Source organism: Pseudomonas sp. TWR3-1-1, assembly GCF_049896545.1.
Classification (GTDB): Bacteria; Pseudomonadota; Gammaproteobacteria; order Pseudomonadales; family Pseudomonadaceae; genus Aquipseudomonas; species Aquipseudomonas weihenstephanensis.
Window position 1 is genome coordinate 139,206 of the sequence record NZ_JAFCUO010000012.1, and the last position, 12,239, is coordinate 151,444.

The following is a 12,239-nucleotide window of genomic DNA, read 5'->3' on the forward strand; positions in this document are numbered from 1 at the left end:
TTCTTTAGTCGGTTTTGGAACAAGTAGGCATTTTGAAATGTGTTTTTTGGTTGTTGAGGACAACCAAAGAAGGGCTGGAAGCATTTAGTTAGAGCGGCTGAATGTCAGCGACAGGCAAGTCCACGCCGACGCAAAAAGCGTAGGACTCGATGTCGTATTTTCCTACTTTGTGCGGTAGCGCAACCGCGTGCCGAAGTTGACGGACATGAGAATCTCATCGGCGGTCAGTTCAACCGGGAAGTAAGCGCCGGAAATCTGCGCGTGGGCCAGGCTGGCGCCTTCAATGCAGGTTGTGCGTAGATCGAGTCCGCGCAAATCAGCAGAGCGGAAATAACCGTCTGTGAAATCGACCTCCTGAGCATTCAGTTCGCGCAGGTCGAGCCCTCGAAAGTCTCCACCGGACATGTCGATAGGGCCTTGTGGGCGCTCTTGGTTAAATCCGCGGATATCGTCCTTGTGCAACAAGGCGTAAAGCGCAGAATCAAGCAGTCGTGGGCGGCTCATGGTTGCGTCTCCTGTTGGATTTATGACGCCATTATAGTGCCACTATTGCGAGGCCGTGAAACCCTTGCGGTTTCGCGGCCTGGTTTAGCGATTAAAGGCCGGGTAATCGTTGACGAATATCTGCGATCAATGTGTCCAGGCTTTTACTGTTGTGGGTTTCAACGTGCTTGCTGCGTAGCGCTTCATCTGCGCCGAGTGGCTCGCGGCTTGTCTGTTGCGCGCGTACCACCTCAAGGGTGGCGTCTGAGGGGTCCTTTGCTTCGGACTGGCGATGAGCTAGCCATCCTTCGATCACTGCATCGGGTGCCGTGCAGTCGAGGATCAAGCAAGGCACGCCCGTGGACTCGGCCACGCTGGCAGCAGCGTCACGCTGATCACGCTTGAGGTAGGTGGCATCAATGACCACCGGGAAACCCGCACGCAGCACGGTTTCGGCCAATTCGTGCAGCTTTTTGTAAGTGCTGACGCTTGCGTCGGCATTGTAGATCCCTTGGCCTACAGCATTTTCCGTCTTTTGCTCACCAAACAACTGCTTGCGGATGACATCAGAGCGCAATCGAATCGCACCCAAAGACTCAACCAGACGCATGGCAACCGAGCTTTTACCCACAGCCGAAACGCCGTGTGTGATGGCGAGGAAGCGGGAAGGAATAGTGCTGTAGCTTTCTGCCAGGTTGGCGTAGTTGCGGTACTGGCGCAGCGTGGCGGCGCGTTGCACCGGGCTGGCTTCGGCCGGCATGCTGAACAGACTGACTTTGGCGCGCACCAGGGCACGATAGGCTTTATAGAAGTTGAGCAGTTCAAGGCCCTGATAGTCGCCTGTCAGCTCCAGGTATTGGCTGACAAAACGGCGCGCCAAACATTTCAGGCCACGGTCTTCGAGGTCCATTGCCAGGAAGCCGACATCGCCGTAAACATCGGTGAAGCGGAAGGGTTCGTTGAACTCAATACAGTCGAAGATCACCACGTTGCCATCAATCAGGGTGGCGTTACCCAGGTGAATATCACCGTGACATTCGCGGATGAAGCCTTGGGCTTTGCGCTGCTCCAGCAAAGGCTTGAGGCGGGTAAAGCTGGCTTCAGCCCACGCTTGAAGCGCGTCCAGTTGCTGTAGGTCTGCTTTATCTGTCAGGAAAGGCCGAATTTGATCGAAGTTTTGGCGCACTGGCTCCATCACGGCTTCAGGCGTGCCTTGATAGTGCTCAAGTGGCACGTGAGGCGCATGTGTATGGAAGTGAGCAATTTGTTGCGCCATTTCGTCGATGTGACCGGCAGTCAGTTCGCCATTGGCCTGCAATGTGCTGAGCATTTGGCTCTGCGGGAATTGGCGCATTTTCAGCGCATATTCGATGACCGGGCCATCGCCAGCCAATACGGGGGCTTCAGCTGTGCCCGTAATCGGCACAACGTCCAGGTACAAACCTTCAGTCAGACGCTGGTTCAAGCGCAGCTCTTCGTTGCAAAAGAACTGACGTTTGGCAAGGTCGGTGAAATCGAGAAAGCCAAAATTAACCGGTTTTTTCAGCTTGTAGGCGTAAGGGCCGGTGAGGATCACCCAGGAAATGTGCGTTTCGATGACCTGAAACCCATCAACTTCATGTGGGTATAGGTTCGGGTTCTGTAGCGCGGCGATCAGGTTCTGGCTCACGATTGATCCTTCAAGGCTGGGAAAATTCAATGGGCCATTATGGCTGTTGACAGCGGTACTGCAAACCGCCGGGCTGCGCATGATGAACATGAATAAAGTGCGTATAATCCGCCGCCATGACTCGTACCCGATCCCCTCGTTCCCGTTCCAAACGTCCTGCTCGCGGCGGCCTTCGCCCGTGGCTGGGCTGGGCGCTTAAGCTCAGTCTGGTCGGCCTGGTTGTGCTGGCAGGTTTTGCCGTTTACCTCGACGCTATCGTTCAGGAGAAATTCTCCGGTAAGCGCTGGACTATCCCGGCCAAGGTTTACGCCCGGCCTCTAGAGCTGTTCGTCGGCCAAAAGCTGAGCAAGAACGACTTCCTGACGGAACTCGATGCTTTGGGTTACCGGCGTGAAAACGCGGTCAGTGGCCCCGGCGCGGCGTCCGTGAATGGCAATACGGTTGACCTCAATACCCGCGGTTTTCAGTTTTATGAAGGCGCTGAGAAAGCGCAGCCGGTGCGTGTGCGTTTTTCTGGCGATTATGTGGCTGAGCTATCGGCGTCCAACGGCTCCAAACTGCCAGTGGTGCGCCTTGAACCCTTATTGATTGGCGGGCTTTATCCCAAGAACCTTGAAGACCGCATTCTGATCAACATTGATCAAGTGCCGCCGTTTCTGCTGGAAACGCTGGTGACGGTTGAAGATCGTGATTTTTACCATCACTTGGGTGTTTCGCCGAAGTCGATTGCCCGTGCAATTTGGGTCAACTCATCCTCCGGGCAAATGCGCCAGGGCGGCAGTACGCTCACTCAACAGTTGGTCAAAAACTTCTACCTGACCAATGAGCGCAGCCTGAGCCGCAAGCTGACCGAAGCGATGATGGCGTTACTGCTGGAGCTGCATTACGACAAGCGCGAGATCCTTGAGGCTTATCTCAATGAGGTTTTTGTCGGCCAGGACGGTCAGCGTGCGGTGCATGGTTTTGGTCTGGCCAGTCAGTTCTTCTTCAGTCAGCCATTGGCGGAACTCAAACTGCACCAAGTGGCGCTATTGGTGGGAATGGTCAAAGGGCCATCGGCTTATAACCCGCGTCGTTATCCGGAACGTGCGCTTGAGCGACGTAATTTGGTACTCGACTTGCTGGAGCAGCAGGGCGTGGCAACCGCGGAGCAGGTGGCAGCGGCCAAGAAAATGCCTCTGGGTGTGACCAAACGCGGCAGTTTGGCCGACAGTTCTTTCCCGGGTTTTCTTGATTTGGTGAAGCGTCAGTTGCGTGAAGATTATCGCGACGAAGATTTGACCGAAGAGGGGCTGCGAATTTTCACCAGCTTTGACCCGATTCTGCAAATGAAGTCCGAAGCTGCCGTGGGCGAAACCTTCAAGCGTCTGGCTGGGCGCAAAGGTGCTGATGAAGTTGAAGCGGCCATGGTGGTGACCAACCCGGAGACCGGTGAAGTCCAGGCTTTGATTGGCAGTCGTGTGCCAGGTTACGCGGGCTTCAATCGTGCGCTGGATGCGGTACGTCCGATTGGCTCATTGATTAAGCCCGCCGTGTACTTGACGGCTCTTGAGCGCCCGAGTCAGTACACACTGACCAGTTGGTTGTCAGACGAACCATTGTCGATTAAAGGTGCGGACGGGCAAGTCTGGAAACCTCAGAACTATGACCGCCGCTCCCATGGCACGGTTTTCCTTTATCAGTCGATGATGAACTCCTACAACTTGGGCACTGTGCGTCTGGGTCAGGAAGTGGGGGTGCCGAATGTGCTCAAGACCCTGGCGCGGCTGGGTGTGGAGCGCGAGTTTCCGGCGTTCCCTTCCATGTTGTTAGGGGCTGGCGCACTCAGCCCGATGGAAGTGGCGACGATGTATCAGACCTTGGCCAACGGTGGCTTTAATACGCCGATGCGCGGGATTCGCAGTGTGTTGACGGCCGAAGGCGAACCGCTCAAGCGCTATCCGTTCCAGATCCAGCAGCGCTTTGATCCGGGCTCGATCTACCTGATTCAAAACGCCATGCAGCACGTGATGCGTGAAGGCACCGGGCGCTCGGTTTATAACGTATTGCCTAAAAGCCTCGCGTTGGCGGGTAAAACGGGCACCAGTAACGATTCGCGTGACAGCTGGTTTGCAGGGTTCAGTCAGGATGTGTTGGCCGTCGTTTGGCTGGGGCGTGATGACAACGGCAAAACACCGTTCACGGGTGCAACGGGTGCTTTGCAGGTATGGACCAGCTTCATGAACAAGGCCGATCCATTGCCGCTGGACATGCCGCAGCCGGATAACATCGTGCAAGCCTGGATTGATCCACATACCGGGCAGGGGTCTGATGCCAACTGCCCTGGAGCGGTGCAGATGCCGTATATTCGCGGCAGTGAACCGCCAGCGGGAGCCAGTTGCGCAGCGCAAACGCCTGCAACCGGTGACGCTGTGATGGATTGGGTCAAGGGCTGGTTGAATTAAGCAAAGAGGGTTTGACGTGAATAAGTGGTGGTTTCCGGCTGTAACAGCCCTGGCTTTGCTCAATGGTTGCGCCAGCGTGCCGCAGGGTTCAATCCCTGTGGTCGACTCAGGTGTACCGGTGTCGAATAACGAACGTATTTCGGCCCAGCGCACGGCCGGGAATTACCCGCAAGCAGCTGCGCCACGTGCTGCGCAGTCTCAGGCAATTGCTCAGGACTCGGGTGTGGTCGTGATGATTCCGGGCGGTGGCGCGGCAGTGTCGACCCCGATCAGCACCGAACCGTTCACGCCAGGGCCGATTACGCCCGGCCCTGCAGCGGCGCCAATCAGTACCGGCAGTTACACGCCGGGGGCGGCCTACAGCGCACCGACACCGATTACGCCAAGTGGAATCCCGTCGAACAGTGGCGGGCTGGCGGCCGATGAGCAACTGGATGGTCCGGTGCTGGCGCTGCTTACAACGGCTCAACAGCAACAAGCCACGGGCGACTTGAATGGTGCCTCATCCAGTCTTGAGCGTGCGCAACGTGTCGCACCCCGTGAGCCGCAGGTGCTCTATCGACTGGCGCAAGTTCGTATGGCGCAAGGGGACGCGGCTCAGGCCGAGCAGTTTGCACGTCGCGGTTTGACATTCGCCAATGGCCGACCCGATTTGCAAGCCAGCCTGTGGGGGTTGATTGCCCAAGCGCGTGAGAAACAAGGTGATGCCGCTGGCGCTGCATTGGCTCGTCAAAAAGCCAAGGTAAGTCTGTGATGGATGCCCGCTTTCTTGATATCGCTGAACAGTTGTTGTTGATTGAGGGTGAGTTGCGCACACAGGGCTGGTGGGACGACGTACCTCCCAGCGCCGAAGCATTGAGCAGTGTCGAGCCGTTCTCAGTGGATAAGCTGGACTTTCATCAGTGGTTGCAGTGGGTTTTTCTGGTGAAGATGAAGCAGATTCTTGAGCAGGATCTACCACTGCCCAACGCGTCAGGAATTCTTGAAATGGCCGAAATGGTGTATGCCGATCGGCCGCAAGAGAGCCTTGGTCTGCGTGACGCGCTGAAAAAATTCGACCAATTGATCGTCGACGCTCGTTAATTGCCTGACGGCCCGATTTTTCGGCAGTCGTGCGCATATTTCTATCGCTTTGCGCCATTCACGCGAGTTTTATCCCTCACCAAGCCCATTTATTTCATGTTCAGATGCGCGTAGTTGGAAAAAAGCGCAATTTTTACTTGACTTGGATGGGGTGAATGAGAAGAATCGAAAGTCCGCTGTAGAGGGACTGCCAGAAGCAGGCCCTCTCAGCAGATCATGAGGCGCACACCCGCGCCGACCTGTTACACCCGCAACGCGTTACCTCGCGCTGGGTGGGAAAACTCCGCAATATTTGGAGGGCTCCCAATACTTGCTCAGTCAGTGCTGACGTAGTCGGCGACCACCGTCGCTCATGCTCTGCTGAAAAGTAAACCTATTAAGACCCGTTCGTTTTTTGCGATCGGTATTCTGGCGTTTTAGAGGTGAACAACGTGGAGCTTTTATCTGGCGGTGAGATGCTGGTCCGCTTTTTGCGCGACGAAGGTGTCAAACATATCTACGGGTACCCTGGTGGTGCTCTCCTGCACGTCTACGACGCACTGTTCAAAGAACCGGAAGTGACTCACATCCTGGTTCGTCACGAGCAAGCGGCGACCCATATGGCTGACGGTTATGCCCGTGCCACCGGTAAAGCCGGTGTGGTACTGGTGACTTCCGGGCCGGGTGCTACCAATGCCATTACCGGTATTGCTACCGCCTATATGGACTCCATTCCGATGGTGATCATTTCCGGCCAGGTGCCTAGCACGATGGTCGGCACCGATGCGTTCCAGGAAACCGACATGATCGGTATTTCCCGGCCGATCGTGAAGCACAGCTTTATGATCAAGCATGCTTCGGAGATCCCGGAGGTCATGAAAAAGGCGTTCTATCTCGCGCAGTCCGGTCGCCCTGGTCCAGTGGTTGTCGATATCCCTAAAGACATGACCAACCCGGCTGAGAAGTTCGAATACGTTTTCCCGAAAAAAGCCAAGTTGCGCTCTTATAGTCCAGCGGTTCGTGGACACTCCGGGCAAATCCGTAAGGCCGCAGAAATGTTGCTGGCGGCCAAGCGCCCGGTTCTTTACGCAGGCGGTGGCGTTATCTTGGGCGGCGGTTCTGCACCGTTGACTGAGTTGGCGAAAATGCTCAACGTGCCCGTGACCAATACGTTGATGGGATTGGGCGCTTACCCTGGCACTGATCGTCAGTTCATTGGCATGTTGGGAATGCATGGCAGCTTTACGGCCAACATGACCATGCATAACGCAGATGTCATTCTGGCAGTGGGTGCGCGCTTCGATGATCGTGTCATCAACGGCCCTTCCAAGTTTTGCCCGAATGCCAAAATCATCCATGTCGATATCGACCCGGCATCCATCTCCAAAACCATCAAGGCGGATGTGCCAATCGTTGGCCCGGTTGAGAGTGTCATGACCGAAATGGTCGCGATTCTCAAGGAAATTGGCGAAAAGCCCAATGCCGAAGCGGTTGCTGCCTGGTGGAAGCAGATTGACGAGTGGCGTGGTGATCGCGGTCTGTTCCCGTATGAAAAGGGCGACGGCAGCAAGATCAAGCCACAAGCCGTTATCGAAATGCTTTGTGAAGTGACCAAGGGCGATGCATATGTCACCTCTGATGTCGGGCAGCACCAGATGTTTGCCGCCCAATACTATCGCTTCAACAAGCCGAATCGCTGGATCAATTCCGGTGGTCTGGGAACGATGGGTTTTGGTTTCCCGGCAGCGATGGGTGTGAAGCTGAATTTTCCTGATGCCGATGTCGCGTGTGTGACAGGCGAAGGGAGCATTCAGATGAATATCCAGGAGTTGTCTACTTGTTTGCAGTACGACTTGCCCGTAAAGATCATCAGCCTGAATAACGGCGTGTTGGGGATGGTTCGCCAGTGGCAGGATATGAACTACGGCAGTCGTCATTCGCATTCCTACATGGAGTCGTTGCCTGATTTCGTCAAGCTGGCCGAAGCGTATGGTCATGTGGGAATTCGCATCACCGACCTGAAAGACCTGAAGCCGAAGATGGAAGAAGCCTTCGCCATGAAAGATCGCTTGGTGTTCCTGGATATTCAGGTGGATACCAGTGAGCACGTGTACCCGATGCAGATCAAAGATGGGTCCATGCGAGACATGTGGCTGAGCAAGACGGAGCGTACTTAATCATGCGGCACATTATTTCTTTGCTTCTTGAGAACGAACCGGGTGCTTTGTCTCGTGTTGTAGGGCTTTTTTCGCAACGTAACTACAACATTGAAAGCCTGACCGTGGCGCCGACTGAAGACCCGACCTTGTCGCGTCTGACGCTCACCACGGTGGGGCACGATGAAGTCATCGAGCAGATCACTAAAAACCTGAACAAGCTGATTGAAGTGGTCAAGTTGGTCGACCTGTCCGAGAGCGCTCACATTGAACGTGAGCTGATGTTGGTCAAAATCAAGGCCACGGGTGCTCAGCGTGCGGAGATCAAGCGGACGACGGACATATTTCGTGGCCAGATAGTTGATGTCAGCGCCAGTGTTTATACCGTTCAATTGACCGGTACAAGTGACAAGCTCGACAGTTTCATCCAGTCGATTGGAACCGCTTCGATCCTGGAAACAGTTCGCAGTGGCGTCACCGGGATAGCCCGTGGCGACAAAGTACTCAGCCTCTAAAACAAATAAGTGCTAATGGCCTGAATGGCCTGGATATAAGGGAAAATCATGAAAGTTTATTACGACAAAGACTGCGACCTTTCGATCATCCAGGGCAAAAAAGTAGCCATCATTGGTTACGGCTCCCAGGGTCACGCTCAAGCCTGCAACTTGAAAGATTCCGGCGTTGACGTGACTGTAGGTCTGCGTAAAGGTTCGGCCACTGTCGCTAAAGCTGAGGCTCACGGCCTCAAAGTGACTGACGTTGCAAGCGCTGTTGCTGCTGCTGACGTGGTCATGATTCTTACCCCGGACGAGTTCCAGTCGTCGCTGTACAAGAACGAAATCGAGCCGAACATCAAGAAAGGCGCCACACTGGCCTTCTCTCACGGTTTTGCGATCCATTACAACCAGGTTGTACCGCGTGCTGACCTCGACGTAATCATGATTGCGCCGAAAGCTCCGGGCCACACTGTGCGTTCCGAGTTCGTGAAAGGCGGTGGTATTCCTGACCTGATCGCGATCTACCAGGACGCTTCGGGCAACGCCAAAAACGTTGCTCTGTCTTACGCGTCGGGCGTGGGCGGCGGCCGCACCGGTATCATCGAAACCACCTTCAAGGACGAAACTGAAACTGACTTGTTCGGTGAGCAGGCCGTTCTCTGCGGCGGTACCGTTGAGTTGGTCAAAGCAGGCTTTGAAACACTGGTTGAAGCCGGTTACGCGCCAGAAATGGCTTACTTCGAGTGCTTGCACGAATTGAAGTTGATCGTTGACCTCATGTACGAAGGCGGTATCGCCAACATGAACTACTCGATCTCCAACAACGCAGAGTACGGCGAGTACGTGACGGGGCCGGAGGTGATCAACGCTGAATCCCGCCAGGCAATGCGTAATGCGCTCAAGCGCATTCAGGATGGCGAGTACGCGAAGATGTTCATCAGTGAGGGTGCTACAGGCTACCCATCGATGACTGCCAAACGTCGTAACAACGCAGCTCACGGCATCGAAATCATCGGCGAGCAATTGCGCTCGATGATGCCTTGGATCGGTGCGAACAAAATCGTCGACAAAGCTAAAAACTAAGTTTTTGACGTAAAGAAAGACGCGGCCTCGGCCGCGTTTTTTCGTTTAAGGGGTGGCTTCTGGTATAAAGCATGATTGTTTGCGAACCCGCGATGGTCGCAAGCCTCTATCGAAACTTTCCATATCGTTGCAAGGTAATGTCCATGAGCGAACGTCCCGAAGAGCCAAAACAGGCCTCTGACGCCGATAGCCTGCTGCCTATCGATGAGCATGTCGAAGAAGGACATGACGCCGAAGGCCGTAAAGTCCGGCATCGTGGTATCTATCTGCTACCAAATCTTTTCACGACGGCAAACCTGTTTGCAGGTTTCTATTCCATCATCAACTCGATGAGTGCTCAAAGCGCCATGAGTGCAGGTGATGCGGCGAGTGCCAGCAAATACTTTGCCTTTGCCGCTATTGCGATCTTTGTCGCCATGGTGCTGGACGGGCTTGATGGCCGTGTAGCGCGCATGACCAATACCGAAAGTGCTTTCGGCGCTGAATACGACTCGCTGTCTGACATGGTTGCGTTTGGCGTGGCCCCTGCATTGCTCGCCTTTGGCTGGGCCTTGGGTGACATGGGTAAAGTCGGCTGGATGGTCGCCTTCATCTATGTAGCAGGTGCAGCACTGCGTTTGGCGCGTTTCAACACTCAGGTCGGAACCGCCGACAAGCGTTACTTTATTGGCCTGGCAAGCCCGGCTGCCGCAGGTGTGGTGGCCGGGATCGTATGGGCCTTCAGCGATTACGGCATTCAGGGCTCGAAAATGTCGTTCCTGGTTGCTTTGCTTGTCGCTGCTGCGGGCATGCTGATGGTCAGCAATATCAAGTACAACAGCTTTAAAGAGCTGGACCTAAAAGGTCGTGTACCGTTTGTAGCCATTCTGGCTGTAGTCCTGGTGTTCGCTGTGGTGTTCAGTGATCCGCCGCGTATTTTGCTGTTGGTATTCCTCGCTTATGCAGCGTCGGGTCCCGTTCAATATTTATTGCGTCTGCGCCGTAACAAAAACGCCGAGTGATGTAATTTCTCCCATACTCCGTAGTCTATTGGTGCATCAGTCCTCCAATGCTACGGAGTTGTCATGCTAATCAAGCTCCCAAAAGCGTCCGACAGTAAAGAGTCGGATATCACGCCTGAATCCTTCTATTTATCCCGTCGTTCATTGCTTGGCAGCTCGCTTGCCGGGTTGGCTGTGTCTGCGCTTCCATGCTGGGTAAAGGCTGAAGAGGCTGCTCGTTATGCTGATGTAGAGCCGGGTAAACCACCCGCTTGGTTCACCGAAAAATTGCCCCAGACCCAATGGCAGGCCGTTAACGTAAAGGGTGAAGCAATCACGCCTTTTAAAGATGCCACTCACTACAACAACTTTTACGAGTTTGGTACTGACAAAAGCGACCCGGCGCAAAACGCAGGTGCTTTGAAGACTCAGCCGTGGACTGTGGTTATAGACGGCGAGGTGGGTAAGCCGGGGCGCTATGCGCTGGAAGACTTTATGAAGCCTTACCAGTTGGAGGAGCGGATATATCGCCTGCGTTGCGTTGAGGCGTGGTCGATGGTGATTCCTTGGATGGGCTTCCCTTTATCGGCGTTGCTCAAGCAGGTGGAGCCTACGTCAAAAGCTAAATACATCCGTTTTGAAACATTGCAGGACCCTAAGGTCATGCCGGGGCAGCGTTCAGGTTTCGCATTGATTGACTGGCCCTATGTCGAGGGCTTGCGACTTGATGAGGCAATGAACCCATTGGCTATTTTGGCGGTGGGGATGTATGGACGGGAGTTGCCTAATCAGAACGGTGCCCCGTTACGGCTTGTGGTGCCTTGGAAGTATGGCTTCAAAAGCGTGAAGTCCATTGTGCGAATCAGCCTGGTGGAGGATCAGCCCAAGACGACCTGGCAAAGCATTGCGGCAGATGAATACGGGTTCTATGCAAATGTGAACCCGCAAGTCGACCACCCGCGCTGGACTCAAGCGCGTGAGCGGCGTCTGCCTAGCAGTCTGTTTAGCCCGAATGTGCGCGAGACGCAGATGTTCAATGGGTATGGCGATGAGGTTGCCTCTTTATACAGTGGCCTTGATCTACGGAAGAACTATTAATGCGATTCGCGTATTGGCGTTCTGCTGTGTTTATAGCAGCAGCTATTTGGCCACTGTTATGGCTGTATGAGGCTTGGAGTCAGGCCTTGGGGCCTGATCCCGGAAAAGTATTAGTTGATCGGCAGGGGTTGGGGACGCTGATTTTATTGTTGATCACGCTGTGCATGACGCCTCTGCATAAAGTGACTGGGTGGGCGGGGTGGATTGTCGTACGGCGTCAGATCGGTTTGTGGTGCTTTGCTTACGTTGTTCTGCATCTGCTTGCGTATCTGGCGTTTGTGCTGGGGTTCGACTGGTCGCAGTTGGGTGTTGAGTTGCGCAAGCGCCCTTACATTATTGTGGGCAGTCTTGGTTTCTTGGGGTTGTTGGTGCTGGCTGTGACGTCGAACCGATACAGTCAGCGACGCTTGGGCGCCCGGTGGAAAAAGCTGCATCGCCTTGTCTACGGCGTTTTGGGGCTTGGATTACTGCATATGCTGTGGATAGTGAGGGCGGATCTCAAGGAGTGGTCTATCTATGCGGCCATTGGCGTTGTGTTGATTGTGCTGCGCGTGCCTGTTGTGGTGCGGCGTATTGCGCGTCTATATAAGAAGAAATCGATGCCCGCTAATTAAGTCAAAATTAGCCCTTGACTCAGATTTAAAACACCCTATAATTCGCCCCACTTCCGGCGTAGTCGAAACGGAAAACTCCTTGAGTATCAATGAGTTGAACGGTTTTCGGCGATGCTAGCTTCAAATCATCGAAGCAGGAAATGAGGTGTTGAC

Annotated in this window: 11 protein-coding genes; 9 read left to right on the forward strand and 2 right to left on the reverse strand. The window is 54.5% G+C overall.

The features are described from left to right. Nucleotides 1–162 precede the first annotated feature (162 nt). Both ACP7A4_RS21260 and ACP7A4_RS21265 read right to left on the reverse strand, forming a co-directional pair. Nucleotides 163–504, reverse strand: coding sequence for a pentapeptide repeat-containing protein (locus ACP7A4_RS21260; protein ID WP_059762528.1), 342 nt, complete (start codon nt 502–504; stop codon nt 163–165). Between the two features lie 91 nt (nt 505–595). Further along, nucleotides 596–2,152, reverse strand: a complete 1,557-nt coding sequence (locus tag ACP7A4_RS21265; protein WP_059762670.1) for an AAA family ATPase — start codon at nt 2,150–2,152, stop codon at nt 596–598. Between the two features lie 116 nt (nt 2,153–2,268). Between ACP7A4_RS21265 and mrcB the strand changes: the two genes are divergently transcribed. The 9 genes from mrcB to msrQ all read left to right on the forward strand — a co-directional run bounded on the left by mrcB (nt 2,269) and on the right by msrQ (nt 12,086). Continuing rightward, nucleotides 2,269–4,596, forward strand: a complete 2,328-nt coding sequence (gene mrcB / locus ACP7A4_RS21270) for a penicillin-binding protein 1B (protein ID WP_048402566.1) — start codon at nt 2,269–2,271, stop codon at nt 4,594–4,596. 16 nt (nt 4,597–4,612) lie between these two features. Beyond that, on the forward strand, nt 4,613–5,350 hold the full coding sequence (locus ACP7A4_RS21275; protein ID WP_059762526.1) for a tetratricopeptide repeat protein: 738 nt from the start codon (nt 4,613–4,615) through the stop codon (nt 5,348–5,350). After that, complete coding sequence (locus ACP7A4_RS21280) at nt 5,350–5,679, forward strand: YqcC family protein (protein WP_203303593.1); 330 nt, start codon at nt 5,350–5,352, stop codon at nt 5,677–5,679. The genes ACP7A4_RS21275 and ACP7A4_RS21280 overlap by 1 nt, the downstream gene beginning before the upstream one ends. A 431-nt stretch (nt 5,680–6,110) precedes the next feature. Continuing rightward, nucleotides 6,111–7,835, forward strand: a complete 1,725-nt coding sequence (locus tag ACP7A4_RS21285) for an acetolactate synthase 3 large subunit (RefSeq protein ID WP_048366045.1) — start codon at nt 6,111–6,113, stop codon at nt 7,833–7,835. Between the two features lie 2 nt (nt 7,836–7,837). Beyond that, nucleotides 7,838–8,329, forward strand: a complete 492-nt coding sequence (gene ilvN, locus ACP7A4_RS21290; RefSeq protein ID WP_048366036.1) for an acetolactate synthase small subunit — start codon at nt 7,838–7,840, stop codon at nt 8,327–8,329. 48 nt (nt 8,330–8,377) lie between these two features. Continuing rightward, nucleotides 8,378–9,394 carry a ketol-acid reductoisomerase gene (gene ilvC / locus ACP7A4_RS21295; RefSeq protein ID WP_048366037.1) on the forward strand — a complete coding sequence of 339 codons (1,017 nt, stop codon included), beginning with the start codon at nt 8,378–8,380 and terminating at the stop codon, nt 9,392–9,394. Nucleotides 9,395–9,537: 143 nt separating this feature from the next. Further along, complete coding sequence (pssA, locus tag ACP7A4_RS21300) at nt 9,538–10,395, forward strand: CDP-diacylglycerol--serine O-phosphatidyltransferase (RefSeq protein WP_048366038.1); 858 nt, start codon at nt 9,538–9,540, stop codon at nt 10,393–10,395. A 63-nt stretch (nt 10,396–10,458) separates the two neighbouring features. Then, on the forward strand, nt 10,459–11,472 hold the full coding sequence (gene msrP, locus ACP7A4_RS21305) for a protein-methionine-sulfoxide reductase catalytic subunit MsrP (RefSeq protein WP_426248156.1): 1,014 nt from the start codon (nt 10,459–10,461) through the stop codon (nt 11,470–11,472). Then, on the forward strand, nt 11,472–12,086 hold the full coding sequence (gene msrQ, locus ACP7A4_RS21310) for a protein-methionine-sulfoxide reductase heme-binding subunit MsrQ (RefSeq protein WP_059762520.1): 615 nt from the start codon (nt 11,472–11,474) through the stop codon (nt 12,084–12,086). The genes msrP and msrQ overlap by 1 nt, the downstream gene beginning before the upstream one ends. The last annotated feature ends 153 nt before the right edge of the window (nt 12,087–12,239 follow it).